The sequence below is a fragment of the Mycolicibacter senuensis genome, from assembly GCF_003284925.1.
In the GTDB taxonomy this organism is placed as follows: Bacteria; Actinomycetota; Actinomycetes; order Mycobacteriales; family Mycobacteriaceae; genus Mycobacterium; species Mycobacterium algericum_A.
Window position 1 is genome coordinate 1 of sequence record NZ_QMEX01000009.1, and the last position, 24,691, is coordinate 24,691.

A 24,691-nucleotide genomic window follows, 5' to 3' on the forward strand; every position below is an offset into this window, starting at 1 on the left:
CCGAGGCCGACGACGCACGGTTGCTGGCCGCGGTGCGCGCGGCGCTGGCGTGACCGTGATGTGGCCATGTTCGTCGTAGCCACCGCCGGGCACGTCGACCACGGCAAATCCACCCTGGTGCGAGCGCTGACCGGGATGGAGCCCGACCGGTGGGCCGAGGAGCGCCGCCGCGGACTCACCATCGATCTCGGGTTCGCGTGGACCACACTGCCGTCGGGCTCCCCGGTGGCGTTCGTCGACGTGCCCGGGCATGAACGCTTCCTCGCCAACACCCTGGCCGGTCTGGGCCCGGCGCCGGTGGTGTGTTTCGTGGTCGCGGCCGACGAGGGCTGGCGGGCGCAGTCGTCTGATCATCGTGATGCCGTTGCGGCGCTGGGTATTTCGCACGGGCTGGTGGCGCTGAGCCGTATCGACCGGGTGCCACCCGCCCGGGTCGCCGAGGTGCTGGCCGCGACCCGCGCCGAACTCGCCGAGACCGGGTTGCACGATGCCCCCGCCGTGGCGGTGTCCGCCGTCTCCGGTGTCGGCCTGAGCAAGCTGCGAACAGCGCTCGACGCGGTGGTGTCCCAGCTGCCCGCGCCCTGCCCGACCGCACGGGTTCGGCTGTGGGTGGACCGCTCGTTCAGCATCACCGGCGCCGGGACCGTGACCACCGGCACCCTCACCGCCGGCACGCTGGCTCGCGGTGACCGGCTTATCCTGCTCGGGCGGGGACAGCCGCGCGAGGTGACCGTTCGAGGGTTGCAGAGTTGCGGCCACGACTGCGCGACGGTGTCGCCGACGGCACGAGTGGCCGTCAACCTGCGGGGGGTGTCGGCAGCAGACGCGCACCGCGGCGACACGCTGGTCACGGTCGGTGCGTGGCCGACCCCCAGCATGGTGGATGTGCGCCGTGCGACCGGTCTCGCGCTGGGCCAGGCGCCCGAACACCTGGTGGTGCACGTCGGCACCGCGTCGGTACCGGCCCGGCTCCGGCCGTTCGACGACGACCATGCCCGACTCACGCTGGAACACCCGCTGCCGCTGTCGCTTTCGGATCGACTGGTGTTGCGCGACCCTGGTGGCCGGCGGGTGGTGGCCGGGGTCCGCGTGCTCGATCCCGATCCTCCGGCGCTGCGGCGCCGCGGCGACGGCACCCGACGCGCGGTTGTGCTGGCGGCACTGGCATCCGGCGGCGATCCGGGGGCAGTGGTAGCCGACCGGGGTGCGGTGTTGCGCGCCCGGCTGCAGCTGCTGGGCTACGACTGCACGGCGGTGCCTGCCGGGGTGCGCGAGGTCCGTGGCTGGTGGGTTCAGACGAGCACCTACCGGGGCTGGCTGGACCGCCTGGGTTCGGCGACCCGGGAGCTGCATGAGCGAAACCCGTTGTCGGCCGGGATGTCCAGTGGGGCAGCGGCTGATCTGTTGGGGCTACCCGAAGCGGGCTTGCTCGACGAGGTGGTCCGTGACGCCGGCCTGGAGTTCCATGACGGCCTGATCCGGATAGCGGGCACCGGTGGCGATCTCGGGCCGGCCGAAGCCGCGATCGCGGCGTTGGAGTCTCGCCTTGCCGCCGAGCCGTTCCGAGCCCCCGACGCGGACGACCTGACCGCCCTGCGACTGGGGATTCGCGAACTGGCCGCGGCCGAGCGGGCCGGCCGCTTGCTGCGGCTGACCGAATCGGTGGTGTTGCTGCCGACGGCGCCGGCGCTGGCGATGCGGGAACTGGCGTCGTTGAGCCAACCCTTCACCGCCACGCAGGCCAAGCAGGCGCTGCGCACCACCCGGCGGGTGGCGATCCCGCTGCTGGAGCACCTCGACTCGCGCGGCTGGACCCGTCGGATCGACAACGTCCGTCGGGAAGTGGCGCGCTGACGGATACCGCCCCGGTCGGCGGCGCTGCACGGGCCGGTCTGGGCCAGCCAGACACGAATGCCCCGGCAGAACCGGGGCATTCGTGCTTGCGGTGCGGCTGGTTACACGTCTGGGGTCAGCAGACCGAGGTCCAGGGCGCTGTAGAGCCCGGCGTCCTCCAGATCGGCCACCGGCGAGACCGCGTCGACATCGGAGAAGTCGGTCGGCGCGAACCACGATGCCATCGAAGAGATGTCGAAGTTTCCGAAGGGCGTCTTGAGGATGTCGATGACATCCTTGCCGTCGCCGTCGGCGTCGTAGTACAGGTTGGTGAAGCCGAGCCCCAGCTGGTGCTGCGCGTACACATCCCCGTCGCTGGTGACGAACTGGTTGTTGATGCCGCCGCCGAACAACGATTGCGTGATGTAGTTGGTGCCCGACAGCATCTCGCCGTCGCTGTTGGTGAAGGCCGCGGTCAACTTCCAGGTCTGTGACAACGGGTCGTTGACATCGAGCAGCTGAGCACCGTCGAGGCCGTAGGTCGGTTCCCACGTCACGTCGGCAGGAGCGTCCTCACCCAGACCCAGGTTCAGGGCGCTGTACAGGCCGGCGTTCTCCAGCGCTTCCAGCGGCGACGCCGGGGTCAGGTCTGCCACGTCGGCCGGCGCGAACCACGCCGCCATCGAAGAGATGTCGATGTTTCCGAAGGGCGTCTTGAGGATGTCGACGACATCCTTGCCGTCGCCGCCGGCGTCGTAGTACAGGTTGGTGAAGCCCAGTCCCAGCTGGTTCTGGTTGTAGATGTCGCCGGTGGCGTTGTCGATGAACAGGGTGTTGAGCCCGCCCGTCGACGGGGTGAGGTAGGTCGTTCCGGCGAGTTCCACGCCGTCACTGTGGGTGAAGATCGACGTGACGGCCCAGGTGTTGGCGAACGAGTTCGCCGACTGCAGGATCTCGGCGGTGTCGACGTTGTAGGTCGGCGTCCAGGTCCCCGGAGTCTCCGAGACCTCGGCGCCGGCGGTCGCGGCGGTGAGGAATGCTGCTGCGGCACCTCCGGCGGCGACGCCTAGTATGATCAGCTTCATGATATGTCCCCTTGTTTGTAACCGGTGATCCTGTTCAGATCATGGCTTGGCTAACATTAGGGGTTTTCTGATGTGTCGTCAACTAAAATCACAGGTAAATTTCGCCCGAAGGTCCGGTCTGCACGGTCGCAGCCTGCATCTCATCGAAAGACGGCGCCTCAGGCCCGGCCCTTTGCCGTCATCGTCCGGCTCAGAAACCTGAGAACGCCCGTTGCCGGACATTGCTCTGCGTCAGGCCCGATGCCAAGATGTTCGACATGGTGTCCACCAAGGCGTCGGGGGCGCGCCCGTACGGCGGGGTCGACGCCGTCGAACGTCGGGCATCGCGCCGAGCCCGGCTCCTTGAGGCCGGGCTCGACCTTCTCGGCGCCGACGTGCCGCAGATCGCGGAACTCACCGTGCGGGGCATCTGCCGGCAGGCCGGCCTGACCGCCCGCTACTTCTATGAGAGCTTCGCCGACAAGGAAGAGTTCGTCAGCGCGGTCTTCGACTCCGTCATCGCGGACCTGGCCGCCAAGACCCAGTCGACCGTGAAGGTGGCACCGCCCGGCGAGCAGACCCGTGCCGGAATCGCCAACATCGTGCGGACGATCGCAAGTGACGCCCGGATCGGGCGACTGCTGTTCGGCGTACATCTGAGCAACCCAGTGGTGGTACGCAAACGGGTGGAATCCAGTGCGCTGCTGGCGATGTTGTCTGGCCAGCACGCCGGCAGCGCGCTGCGACTACCGGAGAACGACCGGATCAAAGCGGCCGGGCACTTCGTCGTCGGTGGGGTCGCCCAGACCATCAGCGCCTGGCTGGCCGGTGACGTGCGGTTCAAGCCGGAACGCCTGATCGAGCAACTGGCCGCACTGCTGGACAAACTCGGCGATCCGGCGCTGTACCGAGACTAAGTGGTGGCGGCCGGAACCCTCCGGTCGGCTTCGGTCTTCGGTGTGACATGTTCCTCGTCCGGAGTGAATTCCTTTGTCCAGCAAGCGAATTCAAGTGTGATTCCGTCGGGATCGAGAAAGTAGAACGACCGGACGTACACGCCGGGATGCAGGGTGGGGCTGGCCTGGAATTCGGACATGTCGTGGTTGAGAACGGGCCCGACGCGGACCCCTTTGTCCTTGAGTCGCTGACGGTAGGCGTCGAACTTGTCTGCGGGCACGTGAAAGGCCAAGTGGTTCATGGTACTCACCGCGCTGACGATCTCACCGACGCCCGGGATGGCGACCGGCGATGAGATGCCCGGTACGCGGTCCGGCGCGTCGGCGAACCAGAAGAAGGCGACGCAGTCACCGTTGCCGGCGTCGAAGAAGAAGTGCTGCCCCATCCCGGCAGGCAGATCCAGGGACTTGACCAACGGCATGCCGAGCACGTTGCTGTAGAAGTCGACGGTCCGGGCCATGTCGGCGCAGACCAGCGCGACGTGGTTGATCCCACTGATCTCGAACTCGGTGTTGACACCGTGCGGCTTGATCATCGTGACTCCTCTGGTCAAGATCAGAATCTGAATCTAACATCAGATTCACGTTTGATCCAGCCCCGGCAGCGACAGGAGAATCGATTCGGTGTCGACCCTCTCCGAAGAGCCCATTCACCGCGACCCGTTGCCGACTCGTCGGGGCCGACGCACCCAGGCGGCGATCGACTCCGCCGCGCGGGTGGTGATCGCCCGCAAAGGTGTGCTGGCCACCACCATCGCCGACATCGCTGCCGAGGCCGGTCGATCGACCGCGTCGTTCTACAACTACTACGACTCCAAAGAAGCGATGGTCCGGGAGTGGGCGCTGCGGTTCCGCGACGAGGCCGGCGAGCGGGTCTCCGGCGCCGTGCGGCACGGGCTGTCGAACCGGGAGCGCATCGAGCAGGCCGCCGCCGCCCACTGGTATACCTACCGCAACCGACTCGCCGAGATGGTCGGAGTCTCCCAGCTGGCGATGGTCAACGACGACTTTGCCCATTACTGGGCCGAGATCTGTGCGGTACCAGTGGCTTTCATCATCGAAACGGTGAAACGAGCGCAGGCTGACGGCCATTGCGCCGATGACGACCCCGAGCTACTCGCGGTGGCGATCGTGTCGATGCTGAACCAGTTCTGCTATGTCCAACTGGCCACCCCCCGCCACGGCGGCGCCGCGCCGGACGACGACGCCTGCATCCGAACCCTGGCCAACGTGTTCTATCGGGCCATCTACGCTGAGCCGACAGGCCGCCAGTGAGCCTGAGGGTCCTGGCGCATTTCATCCCCGGCCCGAAGGTCATCGACTTCGTTGCGCCGGAATCGGACTGGCTCGATATCCGGTGGTGCGCCGCCGACGACGACACCATCTTCCGCCGTGAGCTCGCCGATGCCGAGGTGATCTGGCACGTGCTGCGTCCGCTGTCCGGTGAGGACCTGCGCGGCGGACCGCGACTGCGACTGGTGCAGAAGTTCGGCGTCGGGATCAACACCATCGACGTCGGTACCGCCACCGAGTGCGGCATCGCGGTGGCCAACATGCCCGGCGCCAACGCGGCGTCGGTGGCCGAGGGCGCCGTGCTGCTGATGCTGGCGGTGCTGCGCCGGCTGGTGTCGCTGGATCGCTCGACGCGTCAGGGGTCCGGCTGGCCCACCGATCCGGATCTGGGTGAGTACTGCCGCGACATCGGCGGCTGCACCGTCGGTCTGGTCGGTTACGGCAGCATCGCCCGACGCGTCGCCGGGATCGTCTCGGCCATGGGCGCCAACGTGCTGCACACCAGCACCCGCGATGACGGTCGCCCCGGCTGGCGCTCATTGCCGGAGCTGCTGGCCGAAGCCGATGTCGTGTCGCTGCACGTGCCGTTGACGGCGGCCACCGCGGGATTGATCGACCGGGCCGCGCTGGCGCGCATGAAACCCGGGGCGGTGCTGGTCAACACCGCGCGTGGCACCATCGTCGACGAGACCGCACTGACCGAGGCGCTGGCGAGCGGGCGGCTGGCCGGCGCCGGTCTCGATGTGTTCGCCGTCGAGCCGATCAGCCCGGACAACCCCCTGCTCGGCCTGGACAACGTGGTGTTGACTCCGCACGTCAGCTGGTACACCGCCGACACCATGCAGCGCTACCTGAGCGCCGCCGTCGACAACTGTCGCCGGCTGCGCGACGGTCAACCCCTGACCGAGGTGGTCAACCAACCGACCGGTTGTTAGTTTGGCCCCACGCACACACCGAAAGGCGCAACATGCCCATAGCGATCACATCTGAGCATCAGGACCTCGCCGATTCAGTGCGGTCACTTCTGACCCGGGCGGTGCCGTCCGAGTTGCTGCATGCGGCAATGGACAACCCGATCGAGAACCCGCCGCCGTACTGGCGGGCCGCCGCCGAGCAGGGTCTGGCGGGGGTGCATCTGGCCGAACAGGTCGGCGGGCAGGGGTTCGGCATCCTGGAGCTGGCGGTGGTGCTGGCCGAGTTCGGTTATGCCGCGGTGCCCGGCCCGTTCGTGCCGTCGGCGATCGCCGGCGCCTTGATCGCCGCCCATGATCCGGCCGCCGCCGAGTTGGCGGGTCTGGCCACCGGCGAGGTCATCGCCAGCTACACCCTCAACCCCGGACTGACGGCCACCGCCCACGGTGACGGCCTGGTGATCCGCGGTGAGGTCCGTGCCGTCGCGGCGGCCGCGCAGGCGTCGCTGCTGGTGCTGCCGGTGGCGATCGACAGCGGCGAAGCTTGGGTGGTGCTGAGTGCCGACCAGCTCGAGATCGAGCCGGTGGAAAGCGTGGACCCGCTACGTCCGATCGCACACGTGCGGGCCAATGGAGTCGAGGTCGGCGACAAAGCCGTGCTGGGCAACCTCGACCAGGCGCAGGCGCACGCGCTGATCTCGACACTGCTGTCCGCCGAGGCGGTCGGGGTGGCCCGGTGGGCCACCGACACCGCGGCGGAGTACGCCAAGATCCGCGAACAGTTCGGCCGGCCGATCGGTCAGTTCCAGGCCATCAAACACAAGTGCGCCGAGATGATCGCCACCACCGAGCGCGCCACCGCCGCGGTGTGGGACGCTGCCCGCGCGATCGACGAGGCAACCGGGAACGACGCCGCGGGTTCGGCCGTGCAGTTCGCGGCCGCCGTTGCTGCGACCCTGGCCCCGGAGGCGGCGCAGCACTGCACCCAGGACTGCATTCAGGTCCACGGTGGGATCGGTTTCACCTGGGAGCACGACGCGGGCGTCTATTACCGGCGGGCACTGATCCTGGCCGCCTCGTTCGGCCGTCGCGCCGACTACCCGCAGCAGGTCGTCGACACCGCCACTGCCGGCGGGATGCGCAAGATCGACATCGACCTGGATCCCGAAACCGAGAAACTGCGGGCGGAGATCCGTGCGGAGGTGGCCGCGCTCAAGGCCATACCGCGCGACGAGCGCACGGTGGCGATCGCCGAGGGCGGCTGGGTGCTGCCCTACCTGCCGAAGCCGTGGGGGCGGGCCGCCGAGCCGATCGAGCAGATCATCATCGAGCAGGAGTTCGCGGCCGGCCGGGTGCGCCGCCAGGGGATGGGTATCGCGGCGTGGCTCATCCCGTCGATCGTGGCGTTCGGCACCGAGGAGCAGAAGCAGCGTTTCCTGCCGCCCACGTTCCGCGGCGAGCTGGTGTGGTGCCAGCTGTTCTCCGAGCCGGGCGCGGGTTCGGACCTGGCCAGCCTGACCACCAAGGCCACCAAGGTCGACGGCGGCTGGCGGATCAGCGGGCAGAAGATCTGGACCTCGGCCGCGCAGTTCTCGTCGTGGGGAGCCCTGCTGGCGCGGACCGACGCCGCGGCCCCCAAACACGATGGGATCACCTACTTTCTGCTGGACATGAAAAGTGAGGGCGTGACCGTCAGTCCGCTGCGCGAACTCACCGGCGGGGCGATGTTCAACACCGTGTTCATCGACGATGTGTTCATCCCCGACGAGCTGGTGCTCGGCGAGGTGAACCGGGGCTGGGAGGTCAGCCGCAACACGCTGACGGCCGAGCGGGTGTCGATCGGCGGCTCGGAGATGCCGTTTTTGGCCAGCCTCGACGGGTTCGTGGAGTTCATCCGCGACGGCCAGTTCGACCAGGGCGAGCACCGCCGGGCCGGTGAGCTGATCGCCGAGGGCCACGCCGCCAAACTGCTCAACCTGCGTTCGACGCTGCTGACGCTGGCGGGCAAGGACCCGATGCCGGCGGCGGCGGTGTCCAAGCTGCTGTCGATGCGCACCGGCCAGGGCTACGCCGAGTTCGGGGTGAGCACCTTCGCCGGTGACGCCGCGATCGGTGATCGCGAGCAACTGCCCGGCAAGTGGGCCGAGTATCTGCTGATGAGCCGTGCCACAACGATTTACGGCGGCACCTCGGAGGTCCAGCTCAATATCATCGCCGAGCGGCTGCTGGGGCTGCCCCGCGACCCCTAGCCCCGCATTTTCCCGCGAGGGTGCCGCTAGGGTTGCGTCCGGAGCGCGCGAGACCCTCGAGGCGTTGCTGGACGACTACGTCGGCGACGACGGTGGGCGGGTCGGTCAAGCCGAGCGAACCCGCTGGAACGGCGCACCGGTACACCCTGGTGCTCACCGGCATCAGCGGCGCCACCTGGACGCTGCCAATCGGCAGCGTCCCCTGAGACCGCCCTTCACGCTGGAGACCGGCCACGAGCGTGCGCAATCCCGGTCACGACGCGGCGCGTCGTACCGGGGACACGCACGCGCGCGAAGGGGGGCCTACAGCTCGCGGAGTTCGCGCTTGAGGATCTTGCCGGTGGGGTTGCGGGGCAACTCGTCGAGGAAGACCACCTCACGCGGCACCTTGTAGCGGGCCAGATGCTCCTTCACGTAGACCTTGATGGTGTCCTCGTCGACGGTGGAGCCTTCCTTCTTGACCACGAAGGCACGCAGCCGCGCCCCCCACTCCTTGTCCTCGACGCCCAGCGCGGTCGCCTCGACCACCTCGGGGTGCCCACTGATGAGGTCTTCGACCTCGGCGGGGAAGACGTTCTCACCGCCGGAGACGATCATCTCGTCATCGCGGCCGGCCACGTAGAGCAGCCCGCGCTCATCGAAGTAGCCCACGTCGCCCGATGACAGCAGCCCGTCGATGATCTGTTTGCCCCCGCCGCCGGTGTAGCCCTCGAACGGGAAGAAGTTGCCGACGAAGATCCGTCCGACCTCGCCCTGCGGCAGTTGGTGGCCGTTGTCGTCGAGGATTCGGACCTTGACGCCCTTGACCACCCGGCCCACCGTTGCCGGGTTGTACTGCAGGTCGTCCGGATCGGCGATGGTGGCGAACGCGACCTCGGTGGAGCCGTACATGTTGTAGATCACCGGGCCCAGGTCCTTCATCGCCCGGGTGGCCAACTCGGCGCCGAGCTGTGAACCGGACACGAACACGATCCGCAGGTTCGACAGATCCGGCTTGGGACTGGTCTTCTCCAACTCGTCGAGGATCCGCGACAGCATGACCGGAACCACGACGATCCCGGTCACCTTGTGCTTCTCCAGGTCCTCCAGCACGGTGGCCGGCTTGAAGCGGCGTCGCAGCACCAGTGTCGAGCCGAAGAACATCGCCAGGGTGGCGTGCAGGTAGCCCAACGCGTGGAACATCGGCGACGGCAGCGACGTCACCTCACCGGCGCGGAACGGGACGTGCGACAGGATCCCGCCGATCGGGGCGAGGGTGGGCGGGGTGCTGCGGTTGGCGCCCTTGGGGGTGCCGGTGGTGCCGGAGGTCAAGATGATGATCGAGGCGTGCTTGGTGACCTTCGGCGCGCGGGCCTTGCTGCTGCGGGCGATCAGCTGCGCCAGCGTCTCGTCGGTGCTGCCCGAGGGTTGGTCGCTGTCGGGGTTGACTCCCAGCGCCCGCAGTTTGCCCAGCGGGGGGTCGGCCTGCGAGACCGCCTCGGTGTACTCGTCGTCGTAGATGATCAGCTTGGCGCCTTCGCGTTCGGAGACGTCCTTGATCTGTGGGCCGGAGAATTCGCTGTTGAGCAGGATCAGCCGGGCGCCGACCCGGGCGCAGCCGTAGTTGGCGATCAAGAACCAGCGGTGGTTGCGGGCCAGGATCGCCACCCCGTCGCCGCCCCGCACACCCATCTCGACTAGGCCGTTGGCCACCGCATTGGCGGCGTCGTCGAGCTCTTTGAAGGTGATGCTGCCGTCGTCGTCGATGACGGCCAGGCCATTCGGGTTGCGGCGGGCATTCAGCGCCGGAATCATCCCGAGCTCGCCCCAGCGGGCTCCATCGGCGAGCGCGTTCGCAATGACGCCTGGGGATTCCAGCCTCAAAGCACCGGACTGCAGGATCTTGCGCAGGTAATGCAGCTCGGCGCTTCCTCGTTCCAGGTAACGACCGAGCGTGGAGACGGCCTGACTTGGCAGGTCGGTGAGCTTTGCCATGGTCCAACCTTATGTGACGCAGGTCGCTGCCCGACAGCGGATTCGGCCTCTGGCTAGCATGGCGGTCATGGCCGGCGGATTGTCGCTGGACGTGGCGGGACACCGGGTGGCGGTTACCCACCCGGGCAAGGTGGTGTTCCCCGGACGCGACGGCACCGCTTCGCGCACCAAGCTGGAGCTGATTCGCTACTACCTGGCGGTGGCCGACGGCGCGCTGGCCGGGGTGGCTGGGCGACCCATGATCCTCAAACGTTTCGTCGACGGCATCGACGCCGAGGCCGTCTTCCAGAAGCGGGCACCGGCCAACCGCCCGGACTGGGTGTCGGTCGCCGAACTGCACTATGCCTCGGGCCGGTCGGCGCAGGAGGTCGTCATCGACGATGCAGCCGGGCTGGCCTGGGTGATCAACCTGGGTTGCGTGGACCTCAATCCGCATCCGGTGCGCGCCGGCGATCTGGAGCACCCCGATGAGCTTCGGGTCGACCTCGATCCGATGCCCGGTGTCGACTGGACACAAATAGTCGAAGTGGCGCTGGTGGCCCGGGAGGTGCTGGCCGATCACGGGCTGACCGCCTGGCCGAAGACGTCCGGGTCGCGGGGTATGCACATCTACGCCCGGCTGGCACCCCGATGGGAGTTCCGGCAGGTGCGACTGGCCGCGCAGGCGGTGGCCCGCGAGATCGAACGGCGCACGCCGCAGTCGGCGACCAGCCGGTGGTGGAAAGAAGAGCGCGGCGCTCGTGTTTTTGTGGACTTCAACCAGAACGCCAAGGACCGCACGGTCGCCTCGGCCTATTCGGTGCGTGCCACCGTCGACGCCCGGGTGTCGACGCCGCTGCACTGGGACGAGGTGCCCGACGCCGACCCGGCGGCGTTCACCATGGACACCGTGCCGCAGCGGTTCGCGGAGATCGGCGATGCCTGGGCGGGCATGAACGACACGAGCGGCGATTTGGAGTCACTGCTGGAACTGGCCGAAGAGCAAGGTCCGGCAGAGAAGGCGCCGCGCGGAGCACGCAAGAACATCGGTGGCCGGCGCGCATCGCCGCTGCCGCTGATCGAGATCGCCCGCACCAAAACCAAAGACGAGGCGATGGCCGCCCTGGATGTCTGGCGCGAAAAACATGCCGCGGCGGCCAACCGGCTGGCGCCCGAGGATGTGCTGCTCGACGGTATGCGCGGCCCGAGTTCGATCTGGTACCGGGTCCGGATCAACCTGCAGCACGTTCCGGCCGGGCAGCGCCCGCCGCAGGAGGAGCTGATCGCCGACTACAGCCCGTGGGAAGACAGGAGAAGCTAACCCGGGCGCAGGTAGCTCTGCCGCCCATACGTCACGAATTCGGCGTCCAGCGACCGCTTGTCATCGTCGGTCATCCGGGTGTAGACCGGGCGACCCCGCCCTTCCCAGCGATATACCGGGTCGTCGGTATGCCAACGTTGTTCCTGCAGCTCACGTTTGAGCACCTTGTTCGATCCCGTCACCGGCAGCCTGGCCGAGACCCGCAGGAAGCGCGGTGTGCCCTTGCCGCCGAGGTCGGCCTGGGCGCCCAGGTAGGTCGCGAACTCGGTCGTGTCGAACCCGTCCGGGTCGGCGACCTCGATCGCACCCATCACCTGATCGCCCGAGCGGGGGTCGGGCACGGCGTACACCCCGGCACTGATGACCAGCGGATGCCGGCGTAACACCCGTTCGATGGTCAGCGCCGAGGTGTTCTCGCCGTCGACCCGGATCCAGTCGCCGCGCCTGCCGGCGAAGTACAGGAAGCCGGCCTCGTCGCGGTACCCGAGATCGCCGGTCCAGTACCAGCCGTCGCGGACCTTGTCGGCGTCGGCGACATCGTTTTTGTAGTAGCCCTCGAAGTCGCGGGCGCCGTTCTTGTCCACGATCTCGCCGACCGCGTCGTCGGCATTGGTCACCCGGCCGTGCTCGTCGAGGACCGCCGCCGGGCATTCGGCGCGGGTCTGCGGGTCCACCACGGCGATACCGGCGTGTGCCGGGCGACCCAGCGCGCCGGGTGGGGCCGCCGGGTCGGGTATTGCGGCGTTGCCGCCCTCACTGGACCCGTAACCCTCGTGCAGCACAGCGCCGAACCGGCGGCGGAACTCCGCCTGATCCTGCGGTGATGCCTCGGTGCCGAAACCACGGACCAAGGTGTTGTCGGCATCGTCGGGATGTTCTTCGGTGGCCAGCAGATATCCCATGGCCTTTCCCACATAGGTGAAGAACGTCGCGCCGAAGTAGCGCACATCCGGCAGGAACTGCGACGCCGAGAACTTCGGTGTCAGGCAGATCGTGGCACCGTTGGCCAACGCCGGCGCCCACAGCGCCATGATCGCGTTGCCGTGGAACAGCGGCATGCAGCAGTAGTCGACGTCGGAGCGCACATGGCCGAACTTGGTGGTGGCCATCTCGGCGATCCGGGCCAACCGGCCCTGGCTGCACTTGACCGCCTTCGACGCACCGGTGGTGCCGGAGGTGAACAACAACAGCAGCAGTGACTCCGGGCCCACACCGGGCGCAGCAACCGGCTCCCCCCGATGCGCGCGCACCCGTTCGGCGTAGTGCGGCTCGTCGGTCACCAGGAAACGGTCGGGGCCCAGGCCGTGGTCCAGACCGCGCAGTCGATCGAATCCGTCAGTGTCGGTGACGATCAGCTGACAGTCCGCGTGACGGACCTCCGCGGCCAGTTCGGCATCGCCGCGAGTGGGATTGATCCCGACGATCACCGCACCCGCCAGCGCGGCGGCGCCGAGCCAGAACACGAAATCTTCGGTGTTGTCCAGCAGTACTCCGATGTGGAAGGGCCCATCACGGCGGAGTTCGGCGGCCCACTCAGCACGCGCGGCAGACTCGCGCACCACCTCGTCCCAGGTCCAGTCCTGCTGGCGGGTGCGCAATCCCGGATGTTGGTCGCCGACGCGGGCCAACAGCATGGCGGCGATGTCGTCAGGCATTCAGCTGTGTACGAAGTCGGCGTACTGTTGCGGAAGGTCCTCGCGGGCAACCGGGGCCTGGGCACCCGGGTACAGCTGCTTCAACGGATATACCCTCATCAGCGCAGACTACCCAGGTCCGGAAAAGCCGGAGGCCGCGAGCGGCTCCCGACTCGGTGGCCATCATCGGGTCGGACATGGTGATTCCGATTTCAGATCGGGTCGAATGGCGCCCACGCCTTGATGGCGAAACCCGTTCCGTCACGGATGACTTCGGCGCCGCCGTGCCCGCCGAGATGGGCGGGCAACACCAGGGCGTTGGAGTCGTGGGCCACCCGGCTGATCAGCCGGCGCGTCGGCGGGTGACCTCGGCGATACTGGCCCAGTCCAAGTCGGCGCCGACATGTTCGACGGCCTCCTCGAAGATTGCTTGCAGCACCGTGCCGGTAGGCAGCTCGACCTTCAGGTCCTCGGCCATGCCGAGGGCCAGCCGAAGATCCTTGAGCCCCAGCCTGCTGGTGAACCCCGGCGGCGTGTAACTACCGGTGGCGATAGCGCGCCCGTATCCGCCGTATACCGGTCCGGGGAAGACGGAATCGTTGATCAGTCCGACGAACGCTTCCGCGTCGAGACCGAGAGCTTCGAGCGTGGTGACCGATTCGGCGAGCGCCTGTAGCGCGTGAATGATCAGGTAATTGGCCGAGATCTTGACGGCGGGAGCCGATTCCGCCGAAGGCCCGAAGTCGTGGATCCGCCTGCTCATCGCTTCGAGCGGAGCCCTGACCACCGCACGGCTCTCCGGATCGCCGGAGGCCAGAATCGTGAGGTTGCCGCCCGCCACCGCTTCCGGTCGGCCGAGAACCGGTGCGCTCACATATCGACTGCCTCGTTGCGTTGCCGCAGAGGCGAATTCGCGTGCAGTCGCGGGACTGATCGTGGCGTGGTTGACATGGATGAACCCGTCGGGGGCGCCGGTCAGCCTCTCGGGGGTGAAGACCTGCCGGACCGCGTCGTCGTTGCTCAACATCGAGAAGACCACGCCGGTTCCGATAGCGTCCTCCGGGTCTGCGCCACGGGTTGCGCCGCGTTCGACGAGAGCAGCTGTCTTGGCCGCAGTGCGACTCCACACCGTCACGTCATAGCCGGCGTCGATCAGGCGCGCCGCCATCGCGGTACCCATGTTCCCCGCCCCGATGAATCCGACGCGATTTTCGCTGTCCATCAACATCTTTCTCCTTCATTGCGGCGGGTGCTACAGGTGTACGACGACCGACAGCACCTGGACTGTGTCGGCGGTCGGGTTGCGGTACCGATGCGGTGTCGCGGGGTCGAACGCAACGGAATCCCCTTCGCGCAACCGTACGGTCTCGAACCCGAGGACAGCTTCGATTTCACCCTGCAAGACATAGAGGTACTCCCGGCCGTCGTGTCGAATGGCTTGGCCGTTATCCGAGGACTGGCCGCCCGGTCCATAGACGACTTTGAGGAAGTCGACCTTGCTGTCGTGGCCGGCGGTGAGGCGCTCCCAGCGAACGCCCGAGGAAAGATCGATGCTGCGCCGATCATCGGCGCGTTGCACGATTCCCGCTCCGTCCGGGCCGGTCGCCCTTCCCCAGGACTCGGCCGCTACGGCGGGAACCGCGTCGACGGCCGGCGCACCGAACAACTCATCCAGGGTGGTACCCAGTTCGTGCGCCACTGCGTAGACCACGCGAGCCGAGGGTGTGGTCACGCCGCGTTCCACCTGGGAGAGCAGGCTTGGCGAACATCCCGCCCGACCGGCGAGTTCGCGTACCGACAAACCGCGCGCGGTGCGGATACGGCGAATCCGTCCACCGAGGTCGCTGGTGGGCCCCTTCGCTGCGCGGTCATCTGATTCGTCGGCCACCGTCACTCCACGTGTGTAGTATTACGGACACTAACTGTACACATGACAGTCTTTACTGGCATCTTCGCGCCGCGCCGGTGTGCGCTATATTGCACATTAACGAGACGGAGGTCGCTATGACCGTGACATCGCCCGCCACACTCGCCATCAACCACGTGGGGCTGACAGTCCCGGACATTCACGCCGCCATCGACTGGTACGGAGCCGTCTTCGGCTTCCGGTGCATCATGGGTCCACGCGAACTCACCGCTGCCGGACATCCCGAGGCGTCGTCGGTGTTCGGCGCCCACTTTCGCCGAGCGTGGCAAGCGCACCTGCTCACCGGAAACTCGGTGGGAATCGAACTCTTCCAGTTCATTGACCCGCCGGCCGGGGAACTGCCGCCGCAGCGAGAAACGCTGCCATGGGCTGCCGCTGGGCTCTGGCAGCTGTGCATCACGCATCCAGACGTTCCAGCCATGATCGACCGCATCGTCGAGTACGGCGGCACCCTGGTGGCGTCGCCCTACCAGTTCGTGCCCGGCCGACCGTGGACGCTGGCCTACTCCATGGATCCGTGGGGCACCGTGCTCGAGCTGATGAGCCATAGCTACGCCGAGGCGTTCAGCAACTGGCCCCAGCCCGGGCAGTTGGTCCCGCCGACGCTCGTGCCACGGCCGAATCACCACGACGGCGCCGAGTAGCCGCCACCGACCTTCTATATGGTGATCCGGGACTTCAACGATTGAGACCCGAGAGCAAGGCGCCGAGCTCGATCCGGTTCGCCGACCTCAGCTGATTCAGTTGATGGTGAAGCCACCGTCGACGGCGAGGGTCTGCCCGGTGACGTAACCCCCGGCGTCGGAGGCAAGCCACACCACCGTGGCCGCGAGTTCCTCGGGATCGCCCATCCGTCCCAGCACGATGCGGTGCGCGATGCTCTCCAGGTAGCCCGGACGGTACTGGTCGGTCATCTCCGTCTGGAAGAAGCCCGGCGCAATCGCGTTGACTCGGATGCCCTTCCGGCCGCCCCACTGTTGAGCCAGGTCGCGGGTCAGACCGATCAGGCCGGCCTTGCTCGCGGCATACGCCGCTTGCGGCAGTCCCGCCGTGGTCAGCCCCAGAATGCTGGAGATGTTGACGATCGACGAACCGGGCTGCATCACCCGTCCGCAGGCCTGCGCGGCCCAGTAGGCCCCGTTGAGGTTGATGTCGATCACCTCGCGGAACTGCTCCGGGGTCTCGCGGGTGGCGGGGTGCGCCGTACCGATACCGGCGTTGTTGATCAGCACATCGACGCGGCCGAACCGCTCCATGGCGGCCTCGACCATATTGGTCGCGGCATCCGGGTCGGCGATGTCGGTCGCCACGGGCAGGGCGGTGCGTCCCGTCGCCGCGACCAGCTCGGCGGCCGCGGCGAGTTTCTCCACCCGCCGCGCCGCCAACACGACATCAGCCCCCGCCTCGGCGAAGGCCCGGGCGAAATACACGCCCAGGCCTGAGGATGCCCCGGTCACCACCGCGACCCGGCCGTCCATCCGGAACTTGTCCAGTACGCTCACGTGAGTCACCTTTCGTAGATTCAGCAGCGCTTCAACGCTTTTCGTGCCGCGGCGATGAACTCCGGCGTGGCCTGCGCCGCTTCGCCGGCGTTGAGCACGTCTTTCGCGCCGTGCTGGGCCCGGTGGGTGATGCCCTCGGCGATGACACCGATCTTGAAGTTCGCCAGCGCCAGGTAAAAATTCCACTGCCCCAGGTCACGTCCGGACCGCCGCGCGTATTCTTCGGCGAGTGTATCGGCGGAGGGCAGCCGCGCACTGGTCCAGGCAGCGGGATGGCCGAAGACGCCGTCGAAAGCCGGTGAGCGGTAGGCGCACATCAGCGCGATGTCGGTGAGCGGGTCACCGAGGGTGGACATCTCCCAGTCCACGACCGCCCGGATGACGTCCGGCTGCTCGGGATCGCAGATGGTGTTGTCGATGCGGAAGTCGCCGTGCACCACCGACGGCTCCGGGGTCGGCGGAACGGCATCGGCGAGCGCGGCCGCCAACGGTGCCACGTCATCGATCTCGCGGGTCTTGACCAGTTCCCACTGGCGGGCCCACAGCCGAACCTGGCGCTCCAGGAATCCGTCCGGCCTGCCGAAGGATTCCAGCCCGACGGCGCGGTAGTCGACCGCGTGCAGGTCGACAAGCACCCGTACCAGCGCGGTGGCATTGGCGGCCAGCTCCGCGTCCGACAGCACGTCAAGATCGTCCTTGTGCCGGTAGACCCGCCCGGTCACGAACTCTGTGACGGTCAGGGGCGCGCCACACACCGTCCCGTCGGCGTCGAACGCGACCGGCCGGGCGATCGGCACAGCGGTCCCGTATAAGCCTCGGGTGACCACGAATTCGCGGCCCACGTCGTGCGCCGAGGGTGTGAGGCCGCCGAGCGGAGGCCTGCGGACGACCCACTCCGACACCTCGTCGCTGACCTTGAAGGTGAGGTTGGAGCGCCCACCGGCGATCAGTTCGATGGCGAGCTCACCCTGAACCGGAATGCCGCTGTCGGTGAGGTACCGGCGAAGCGCAGCGCCGTCGAGCCCTTCGACGGTCACTGCTGGGGCGCCTTGAGCGCCCGCCGGGCGGCACCGACCCGACGCTTGGCGAGGGCCCAGCGGTGCACCTCCGAGGGGCCGTCGTAGACCCGGAACGGACGCACTTCCCGGGACAGCCGCGCCGGCGGCAGCTCCTCGGTGACACCACGCGCACCGCACATCTGCACGCTGCGGTCGACGATGCGGAAGATCGCCTCAGCGGCGAACGTCTTCGCGATCGACGTCGCATCAGCTGCGCCGGAGCCCTGATCCAGCTCCCAGCAGGCACGCACCAGCAGTGCGCGGGTGGCGGCGATGTCGATCTCGTTGTCGGCCACCATGTTCTGGATCATGCCCAGCTCACCGAGTGCGGATCCGAAGCCTTGCCGCTCCACCACATGGGCCAGCGCGGTGTCGTGTCCGCGACGAGCCGCGCCCAGCCAGCGCATCACATGGGTCATCCGCGCGGGACCAAGGCGGACCTGGGCGTACTCGAAGCCGCGGTCGACCTCACCGAGCACCGCGTCGTCGGACACCCGGACCTCGTCGAAGATCACCTCGCAGTGACCGCCGACCATGGACCGGTCGAGGGTCTGCAGGTGCCTGCCGACGGTCAGGCCCGCGGCGTCGGCGGGCACCAGGAACATGGTCGCCCCGCCGCGCTGCCCGGGCTCCCCGGATGTCCGGGCCATCACGATGAAGAACGCGGCGCCATCGGCACCGGTGATGTACCACTTGCGCCCGGTGATGTACCAATCCCCCGACCGGCGTTCGGCTTTGGTGGTCAGCGCGGCCGGATCCGATCCTGCCCCCGGCGCGGGTTCGGTCATCGCGAACGCCGACCGCACGTCGCCGGCCGCCAACGGAGCCAGGTAGCGCGCCTTCTGCTCGGCGCTGGCCACCTCCGCCAGCAGATGGACGTTGCCCTCGTCCGGGGCCGCGATATTCACCGCTGCCGGACCGAACAGTGAGTACCCGGCGGCCTCGAACACCGGCGCCCGGTCGGACATGTTCAGGCCCAGGCCGCCGTACTCGACCGGAGCATGCGGCGCAAACACCCCGGCCTGCCGAGCCGCCGCCTGCAACTCCTTGATCACGGCGTCACCGCCGGCCGCGGCGATGTCCCCGCCGTAGCGGTCCTCGACCGGCAGCACCACGTCCTCGACGAATGCCCGCGTCTTCTCGACGAGCGCCGTCACCTCCGGCGAGTAGCTCAGCTCGATTGCCATGTCACTCCATCAGCACCGTCACCTGACCGACCAATCGTTCGGTCCGAACAGTACGGACTGTGACACAGAAGGCGCTGTTCAGTCAAAACGGGTGACGGTAAAGCAGATCGCAAGTGGCCTATAGTTCAGTAATGCTGAACATGACGGTGGATACGACCGCCTCGTGCGGCGGTGCGATCCGCGCGGCGCGTCGGGCGAAGGGCATGACCGTGCGGGAACTCGCACAGCGTCTGCAGCTCAGCGCGGCCACCGTCAGCGCGGTCGAGAACGGCAAGACGGGGATCTCGGTGGTGCGGCTGCAGCAATATGCGCAGGCGCTGGGCGTGACGGCCCCGCAACTCCTGAGCGGCGGCGCCGGCATAGCCGCTCCCGGCTCGGATCGAGCCGCGGCGCAGCCGGGGTCGCCCCAGCGCGACTGGCGAACGTTTCCGCCGTTGGTTCTGGACACCGTGCTGCGCGCGGCCGTCGATGCCTTCGTCGACACCGGTTACCACGGCAGCACCATGCGCGATGTTGCCGCACGCGCGGCCATGAGCGTGCCCGGCATCTACCACCACTACCCCGACAAGCAGGCACTGCTGGTCGCGATACTGGACGCGACCATGGCCGAACTGCACTGGCGCGTTGCGGCCGCGTGCACCGGCGCGTCAACCGGCATCGAGCAGGTGCGGCGCATCGTCGAGGCACTCGCGCTGTTCCACACCCATCGCCAGAAGCTGGCGTTCATCGGAGCAAGCGAGATGCGCAGCCTGAACCCGGCCAACCGGAGACGCATCACCGAATCGCGAAACAAAGTGCAGCACATGCTCGATGCAGCAATCGACCGGGCAGCGGCGGAAGCAGGCGTCAGTGCCGCCGCGGGCGTCGCGACGGTGCTCGGCGACGCCGCCGACCGCCGGATCGCCGCGCGCGCCATCGCGACCATGTGCACGTCGCTGCCGCAGTGGTTCAACGCCGCCGGTCCCGCCACACCCGAACAGACCGCACGCGCCTACGGCGAGTTCGCGGTGTCCCTGCTGACCAACCCGCGGCCCTCCGATCCGGCGTCCACGCCCCGGCCGACCGGCGGTTGGGCACAATAGGGGCCGTGTCGACGACGTGGCAGTTCTGGATCGACCGGGGCGGCACCTTCACCGACATCGTGGCCCGACGGCCCGATGGGCGACTGCTCACCCACAAACTGCTCTCGGAGAACCCCGGCCGGTACCCCGACGCCGCGGTGGCCGGAATCCGCGCCCTGTTGCAGATCCCCGACGGCGCGCCGATTCCACCCGGCACCGTCGACGCAGTGCGGATGGGCACCACGGTGGCCACCAACGCCCTGCTGGAGCGCGCCGGGGAACGCACTCTGCTGGTCATCACCCGCGGGTTCGGCGATGCGCTGCGCATCGCCTACCAAAACCGGCCCCGCATCTTCGACCGCAACATCGTGCTGCCCGACCAGCTCTACGAGCGGACCGTGGAGGTCGACGAGCGTATCGGCGCCGACGGCAGCGTGCTGCGCGCACCGGATCTGGACTCGCTGGGCGAGGCGCTGCGCGCCGCCCACGCCGACGGGATCCGCTCAGTGGCGGTGGTGTGCCTGCACAGTTATCGCAACCCGGCGCACGAACAGGCGATCGGTGCGCTGGCCAACCAGCTGGGCTTCACCCAGATCTCGCTGTCGGGTGAGGTCAGCCCGCTGCCGAAACTGATTCCACGCGGCGACACCGCGGTCGTCGACGCCTACCTGTCCCCGGTGCTGCGCCGCTACGTCGCCCAGGTGGCCGACGAACTGCGCGGGGTACGGCTGATGTTCATGCAATCCAACGGCGGGCTGGCCGCGGCCGATCACTTCCGCGGCAAGGACGCGATCCTGTCCGGGCCCGCCGGAGGGATCGTGGGCATGGTCCGGATGTCGGAGCTGGCCGGATTCGACGCGGTGATCGGCTTCGACATGGGTGGAACCTCCACCGACGTATCGCATTACAGCGCGGCGTCGGGCGGTTACGAGCGGGTGTTCACCACCGAGGTCGCCGGGGTTCGACTGCGCGCGCCGATGCTGCACATCCACACCGTCGCCGCCGGCGGCGGCTCGATCCTGCACTTCGACGGCAGCCGATACCGGGTGGGGCCGGAATCCGCGGGCGCCGACCCGGGACCGGCCTGCTACCGGCGCGGTGGCCCGCTGACCGTCACCGACGCCAACGTGCTGCTCGGGCGTATCCAGCCGGCGCATTTCCCACCGGTGTTCGGCCCCTCCGGCGACGAGCCGCTGGACGCGGCAGCGGTGCGCCGGGGCTTCTCCGACCTGGCCGCCGCAATCCACGCGGCCACCGGCGATAACCCTGCGGCCCGCAGCCCCGAGCAGGTCGCCGAAGGGTTCCTGCGGATCGCGGTGGCGAATATGGCCAACGCGGTCAAGAAGATCTCGGTGGCCAAGGGGCACGACATCACCCGCTACGCCCTGACCACCTTCGGCGGGGCCGGTGGCCAGCACGCCTGTGCTGTCGCCGACCAACTCGGCATCCGCACGGTGCTGGTGCCGCCGATGGCCGGCGTGCTGTCCGCGCTGGGAATCGGGCTGGCCGACACCACCGTGATACGGGAGCGCTCCGTCGAGGCCCGGCTGGACTCGGCGGCAGCCGAACTCGGCGACGTCGCCGACGGTCTGGAACGGCAGGCACGCGCCGCCCTTACCGACCAAGACGTTCCGGCCGACCGGATCCGAGTGACACGGCGGGTTCACCTGCGCTACCAGGGCACCGACACCGCCATCCCCGTCGAACTGGACGGCGTCGCGCAGATGACGGCGGCATTCGAGGACATCCACCGCAGCATGTACTCGTTTCTGATGGAGCGTCCGCTGATCGCCGAGGCGGTCGCGGTCGAGGCAACAGGCCTCACCGAACAGCCCGAGCTGGCCGATCAGGCGGCTTCGGGCACCGGACGGCACTCCCCCGAGACCGTTCGGCTCTACACCGGCGGCAGTTGGCGTGACGCGCCGCTGTACCGGCGGGAGGTGATCACCCCGGCCGACGTCGTGTCCGGGCCGGCCATCATCGCCGAAGACAACGCCACCACCATCGTCGACGACGGGTGGCAGGCGCAGCGGACCGCCGACGGGCAGCTGCTGCTGCGACGGGCGGCGGCCGCGGCGCCGGATGATGCCGGGACTCACGCCGATCCGGTGTTGCTGGAGATCTTCAACAACCTGTTCATGGCCATCGCCGAACAGATGGGCACCCGGCTGGAGGCCACCGCTCAATCGGTGAATATTCGTGAACGACTGGACTTCTCCTGCGCACTGTTCGACGCGGACGGGAACCTGGTCGCCAACGCACCGCACATCCCGGTGCACCTGGGGTCGATGGGCGCCACCGTCAAGGAGGTGATCGCCCGGCGAGCCGGGCAGCTACGGCCCGGTCAGGTCTACGCGGTCAACGACCCCTACCACGGCGGTACCCACCTGCCGGACATCACCGTCATCAGCCCGGTCTACCGCGACTGGGCGAACCCGGACGACCCGGTGTTGTTCTTCGTCGCCTCCCGCGGTCACCACGCCGAAATCGGCGGAACCACACCGGGTTCCATGCCGGCCGACAGCAGTACCGTCGACGAGGAAGGGGTGCTGTTCGACAACTGGCTTCTGGTCGACGACGGCCGGTTCCGCGAAGCGCAGACCCGATCGCTGCTCACCGGTGGCCGGTTCCCGTCACGCAGCCCCGACACCAACCTCGCGGACCTGCGCGCACAGGTCGCCGCCAATCAGAAGGGCATCGACGAGATCCGGGCGATGATCGATCATTTCGGCCTGGATGTCGTGCAGGCCTACATGCGTCACGTCCAGGACAACGCCGAGGAGGCGGTGCGCCGGGTGATCGACTCCCTCGACGACGGTGAATACCGCTATGTGATGGACTCCGGCGCGACGATCGCGGTGCGGGTGACCGTCGACCGCGCCGCCCGCAGCGCCACCATCGACTTCGGCGGAACCTCACCCCAGTTGGCGACGAACTTCAACGCGCCGTCGTCGGTCGCGACCGCCGCGGTGCTCTACGTGTTCCGCACCCTCGTCGAAGACGACATCCCGATCAACGACGGCTGCCTGCGCCCGCTGCGTATCACGATTCCGGCCGCGTCGATGCTGGCGCCGGGCTACCCGGCCGCGGTGGTGGCCGGAAACGTCGAAACCTCCCAGGCGATCACCGGGGCACTGCTGGCCGCGCTGCGGGTGCAGGCCGAAGGTTCCGGCACGATGAACAACGTCACGTTCGGCAATGCCGGCCACCAGTACTACGAGACACTCGGCTCCGGCTCCGGCGCCGGCGACGGCTTCGACGGCGCCTCGGTGGTGCAGACCCACATGACCAACTCCCGCCTCACCGACCCGGAAGTACTCGAGATGCGTTTCCCGGTGTTGTTGCGCGAGTTCGCCATCCGGCGCGGCAGCGGCGGCTCGGGGCGCTGGACCGGCGGCGACGGCGGGCTGCGGCGCATCGAGTTCCGCGAGCCCATGACCGTCAGTGTGCTGTCGGGACATCGGACGGTGGCGCCCTACGGCATGGCCGGGGGATCGCCGGGGGCGCTGGGGCACAACCGGGTGGTGCGCGCCGACGGCGGGGTGACCGAGCTGGCGGGCTGCGACTCGACCGACGTGGCGCCCGGCGATGTGCTGGTGATCGAGACGCCCGGCGGCGGCGGGTATGGCGAACCTCGCTGATCAGCGTTAATCTCGCGCAATGCGGGACCAGTGGAGCCGGCGCGGCTTCCTCGGCCTCTGCGGCGCGGCGGGGGGCGCCGCGCTGCTGGCGGCCTGTTCGTCGGGGGACCATCCGGACGCCGGCGCGCCGGGCCCGGTGACCATCGCGCATCTCTTCGGCGAGACCACCGTGCCGGAACCGCCCAAGCGGGTGGTGTCCGCCGGCTACACCGGCCAGGACGACCTGCTCGCGTTGGGTGTGGTGCCGATCGCGGTCACCAACTGGTTCGGCGATCAGCCGTTCGCGGTGTGGCCCTGGGCGCAACAGCGCCTCGGTGACGCCGAACCCGTGGTGCTGGACCTGGACAACGGGATCGCGGTCGCCCAGATCGCCGAACTCAAGCCGGACCTGATCATCGCGACCAACGCCGGAGTGGACGCCGACACCTACCAGAAGCTGTCGGCGATCGCGCCGACCGTGCCGCAGTCGGGCGGCGATGCCTTCTTCGAGCCCTGGAAGATCCAGGCGGCGGCCATCGGCCAGGCGGTGCATCAGGCGCAGCAGATGCGGAAACTGGTCGACGGCGTCGACGCCAGGTTCGCCGAAGTCGCCGCGGCACACCCCGGTTTCAAGGGCAAGACGGTGCTGCTGCTGGCGGGCCGCCTCGACCATGGAAACGTCGCCACCAGCACCGGCTGGCGTGCCGAGTTCCTCTCGCAGCTGGGGCTGACCGTTGCCGACACACCTGCGGTGATCGAGCATGACCGGATCGGCGCGGTTCTCGGCGCCGCTGACGTACTGATCTGGACCACCGACGGCGACGACGAACGCGCGGCGCTGCTCGACGATCCAGAGATCGCCACGTACCAGTCGCGCAGCGTCTTCACCACCAAGGAGCAGGCCGGCGCGATCGCCTTCGCCTCCCCGCTGAGCTACCCACTGGTGGCCGACCAATTGCCCGGCCTCATCGCCAGAGTGATCGGCTAACCGATGACCGATCCGATCGGCCGGTCGGCCGCCAAGGCCTCCGAGTTGCTCGGGGCGCACCTCGGCCGCACCGTCGAACCGGCCTGAACTCTGCGTATTCGGTAAGACGCCTCTGGCATAGCCGCCAGAAATGT

The 24,691-nt window shown here is 68.3% G+C and carries 20 protein-coding genes; 10 read left to right on the forward strand and 10 right to left on the reverse strand.

All coding sequences use genetic code 11. The annotated features are described in order from the left end of the window. Positions 1 to 66: 66 nt before the first annotated feature. Positions 67 to 1,854 (forward strand): selenocysteine-specific translation elongation factor, encoded by a 1,788-nt coding sequence (gene selB / locus DQP56_RS04990; RefSeq protein ID WP_112683930.1) that lies wholly within the window; start codon positions 67 to 69, stop codon positions 1,852 to 1,854. A gap of 101 nt (positions 1,855 to 1,955) precedes the next feature. On the opposite strand, the gene DQP56_RS04995 is transcribed toward selB, so the two are convergent. Next, the gene (locus DQP56_RS04995; RefSeq protein ID WP_112683882.1) at positions 1,956 to 2,918 is read right to left on the reverse strand and encodes a hypothetical protein; all 963 of its coding nucleotides are present in this window, start codon (positions 2,916 to 2,918) and stop codon (positions 1,956 to 1,958) included. A gap of 248 nt (positions 2,919 to 3,166) precedes the next feature. Here DQP56_RS04995 and DQP56_RS05000 point away from each other — a divergent pair, with 248 nt between their 5' ends. Then, a complete protein-coding gene (locus DQP56_RS05000; RefSeq protein ID WP_435673819.1) occupies positions 3,167 to 3,814 on the forward strand; it encodes a TetR/AcrR family transcriptional regulator in 648 nt (215 codons plus the stop codon). Here DQP56_RS05000 and DQP56_RS05005 read toward each other — a convergent pair. Next, positions 3,811 to 4,389, reverse strand: a complete 579-nt coding sequence (locus tag DQP56_RS05005; protein ID WP_112683883.1) for a VOC family protein — start codon at positions 4,387 to 4,389, stop codon at positions 3,811 to 3,813. The genes DQP56_RS05000 and DQP56_RS05005 overlap by 4 nt on opposite strands. 88 nt (positions 4,390 to 4,477) lie before the next feature. Here DQP56_RS05005 and DQP56_RS05010 point away from each other — a divergent pair, with 88 nt between their 5' ends. The 3 genes from DQP56_RS05010 to DQP56_RS05020 are packed head-to-tail and all read left to right on the forward strand — an operon-like array spanning position 4,478 to position 8,306. Further along, positions 4,478 to 5,128, forward strand: a complete 651-nt coding sequence (locus DQP56_RS05010; protein WP_112683884.1) for a TetR/AcrR family transcriptional regulator — start codon at positions 4,478 to 4,480, stop codon at positions 5,126 to 5,128. After that, complete coding sequence (locus DQP56_RS05015; protein ID WP_205868802.1) at positions 5,125 to 6,081, forward strand: 2-hydroxyacid dehydrogenase; 957 nt, start codon at positions 5,125 to 5,127, stop codon at positions 6,079 to 6,081. Before DQP56_RS05010 ends, DQP56_RS05015 begins: the two co-directional genes overlap by 4 nt. Before the next feature lie 32 nt (positions 6,082 to 6,113). Then, entirely contained in the window at positions 6,114 to 8,306 is a 2,193-nt protein-coding gene (locus DQP56_RS05020; protein ID WP_112683885.1) for an acyl-CoA dehydrogenase family protein, read from the forward strand. 303 nt (positions 8,307 to 8,609) lie between these two features. Here the strand turns inward: DQP56_RS05020 and fadD2 are convergent, their stop codons facing one another. Further along, on the reverse strand, positions 8,610 to 10,280 hold the full coding sequence (fadD2, locus tag DQP56_RS05025; RefSeq protein ID WP_112683886.1) for a long-chain-fatty-acid--CoA ligase FadD2: 1,671 nt from the start codon (positions 10,278 to 10,280) through the stop codon (positions 8,610 to 8,612). A 58-nt stretch (positions 10,281 to 10,338) separates the two neighbouring features. Between fadD2 and ligD the strand changes: the two genes are divergently transcribed. Continuing rightward, a complete protein-coding gene (ligD, locus tag DQP56_RS05030; protein WP_112683887.1) occupies positions 10,339 to 11,580 on the forward strand; it encodes a non-homologous end-joining DNA ligase in 1,242 nt (413 codons plus the stop codon). Here the strand turns inward: ligD and casI are convergent. From casI to DQP56_RS05050, 4 genes are all read right to left on the reverse strand, one after another. Further along, positions 11,577 to 13,235, reverse strand: coding sequence for a steroid-22-oyl-CoA synthetase (gene casI / locus DQP56_RS05035; RefSeq protein WP_112683888.1), 1,659 nt, complete (start codon positions 13,233 to 13,235; stop codon positions 11,577 to 11,579). The two genes, ligD and casI, sit on opposite strands and share 4 nt — an antisense overlap. A gap of 191 nt (positions 13,236 to 13,426) precedes the next feature. After that, positions 13,427 to 13,549 carry a hypothetical protein gene (locus DQP56_RS25550; RefSeq protein ID WP_286167706.1) on the reverse strand — a complete coding sequence of 41 codons (123 nt, stop codon included), beginning with the start codon at positions 13,547 to 13,549 and terminating at the stop codon, positions 13,427 to 13,429. A gap of 8 nt (positions 13,550 to 13,557) precedes the next feature. Next, complete coding sequence (locus tag DQP56_RS05045) at positions 13,558 to 14,436, reverse strand: NAD(P)-dependent oxidoreductase (RefSeq protein ID WP_234825511.1); 879 nt, start codon at positions 14,434 to 14,436, stop codon at positions 13,558 to 13,560. A 30-nt stretch (positions 14,437 to 14,466) separates the two neighbouring features. Continuing rightward, positions 14,467 to 15,102, reverse strand: a complete 636-nt coding sequence (locus DQP56_RS05050; RefSeq protein ID WP_165824901.1) for a helix-turn-helix domain-containing protein — start codon at positions 15,100 to 15,102, stop codon at positions 14,467 to 14,469. A gap of 116 nt (positions 15,103 to 15,218) precedes the next feature. Here DQP56_RS05050 and DQP56_RS05055 point away from each other — a divergent pair, with 116 nt between their 5' ends. Next, positions 15,219 to 15,785 carry a VOC family protein gene (locus DQP56_RS05055; RefSeq protein ID WP_112683890.1) on the forward strand — a complete coding sequence of 189 codons (567 nt, stop codon included), beginning with the start codon at positions 15,219 to 15,221 and terminating at the stop codon, positions 15,783 to 15,785. A 96-nt stretch (positions 15,786 to 15,881) separates the two neighbouring features. Here DQP56_RS05055 and DQP56_RS05060 read toward each other — a convergent pair whose 3' ends face one another. The 3 genes from DQP56_RS05060 to DQP56_RS05070 are packed head-to-tail and all read right to left on the reverse strand — an operon-like array spanning position 15,882 to position 18,888. Beyond that, positions 15,882 to 16,643, reverse strand: a complete 762-nt coding sequence (locus DQP56_RS05060) for an SDR family NAD(P)-dependent oxidoreductase (protein ID WP_112683891.1) — start codon at positions 16,641 to 16,643, stop codon at positions 15,882 to 15,884. 20 nt (positions 16,644 to 16,663) lie between these two features. Then, the gene (locus tag DQP56_RS05065; protein ID WP_112683892.1) at positions 16,664 to 17,680 is read right to left on the reverse strand and encodes a phosphotransferase family protein; all 1,017 of its coding nucleotides are present in this window, start codon (positions 17,678 to 17,680) and stop codon (positions 16,664 to 16,666) included. Next, positions 17,677 to 18,888, reverse strand: coding sequence for an acyl-CoA dehydrogenase family protein (locus DQP56_RS05070; RefSeq protein WP_112683893.1), 1,212 nt, complete (start codon positions 18,886 to 18,888; stop codon positions 17,677 to 17,679). Before DQP56_RS05070 ends, DQP56_RS05065 begins: the two co-directional genes overlap by 4 nt. Positions 18,889 to 19,019: 131 nt before the next feature. Between DQP56_RS05070 and relB the strand changes: the two genes are divergently transcribed. Genes relB through DQP56_RS05085 form a run of 3 tightly spaced genes read left to right on the forward strand, consistent with a single transcriptional unit; the run spans position 19,020 to position 24,557 of the window. Beyond that, entirely contained in the window at positions 19,020 to 19,970 is a 951-nt protein-coding gene (gene relB, locus DQP56_RS05075; protein WP_234825512.1) for a type II toxin-antitoxin system RelB family anti-toxin, read from the forward strand. Positions 19,971 to 19,975: 5 nt separating this feature from the next. Further along, complete coding sequence (locus DQP56_RS05080) at positions 19,976 to 23,590, forward strand: hydantoinase B/oxoprolinase family protein (RefSeq protein WP_112683894.1); 3,615 nt, start codon at positions 19,976 to 19,978, stop codon at positions 23,588 to 23,590. A gap of 19 nt (positions 23,591 to 23,609) precedes the next feature. After that, positions 23,610 to 24,557: an ABC transporter substrate-binding protein gene (locus DQP56_RS05085; protein ID WP_112683895.1), complete on the forward strand. Its 948-nt coding sequence runs from the start codon at positions 23,610 to 23,612 to the stop codon at positions 24,555 to 24,557. Positions 24,558 to 24,691 lie beyond the last annotated feature (134 nt).

What these genes read in the sequence shown, in the direction of transcription:
- selB (WP_112683930.1), top strand. Translation starts at nt 67, where the DNA reads ATGTTCGTCGTAGCCACCGCCGGGCACGTCGACCACGGCAAATCCACC.
- DQP56_RS04995 (WP_112683882.1), bottom strand. Translation starts at nt 2,918, where the DNA reads ATGAAGCTGATCATACTAGGCGTCGCCGCCGGAGGTGCCGCAGCAGCA.
- DQP56_RS05000 (WP_435673819.1), top strand. Translation starts at nt 3,167, where the DNA reads ATGTTCGACATGGTGTCCACCAAGGCGTCGGGGGCGCGCCCGTACGGC.
- DQP56_RS05005 (WP_112683883.1), bottom strand. Translation starts at nt 4,389, where the DNA reads ATGATCAAGCCGCACGGTGTCAACACCGAGTTCGAGATCAGTGGGATC.
- DQP56_RS05020 (WP_112683885.1), top strand. Translation starts at nt 6,114, where the DNA reads ATGCCCATAGCGATCACATCTGAGCATCAGGACCTCGCCGATTCAGTG.
- fadD2 (WP_112683886.1), bottom strand. Translation starts at nt 10,280, where the DNA reads ATGGCAAAGCTCACCGACCTGCCAAGTCAGGCCGTCTCCACGCTCGGT.
- ligD (WP_112683887.1), top strand. Translation starts at nt 10,339, where the DNA reads ATGGCGGTCATGGCCGGCGGATTGTCGCTGGACGTGGCGGGACACCGG.
- casI (WP_112683888.1), bottom strand. Translation starts at nt 13,235, where the DNA reads ATGCCTGACGACATCGCCGCCATGCTGTTGGCCCGCGTCGGCGACCAA.
- DQP56_RS05045 (WP_234825511.1), bottom strand. Translation starts at nt 14,436, where the DNA reads ATGGACAGCGAAAATCGCGTCGGATTCATCGGGGCGGGGAACATGGGT.
- DQP56_RS05055 (WP_112683890.1), top strand. Translation starts at nt 15,219, where the DNA reads ATGACCGTGACATCGCCCGCCACACTCGCCATCAACCACGTGGGGCTG.
- DQP56_RS05070 (WP_112683893.1), bottom strand. Translation starts at nt 18,888, where the DNA reads ATGGCAATCGAGCTGAGCTACTCGCCGGAGGTGACGGCGCTCGTCGAG.
- relB (WP_234825512.1), top strand. Translation starts at nt 19,020, where the DNA reads ATGCTGAACATGACGGTGGATACGACCGCCTCGTGCGGCGGTGCGATC.
- DQP56_RS05085 (WP_112683895.1), top strand. Translation starts at nt 23,610, where the DNA reads ATGCGGGACCAGTGGAGCCGGCGCGGCTTCCTCGGCCTCTGCGGCGCG.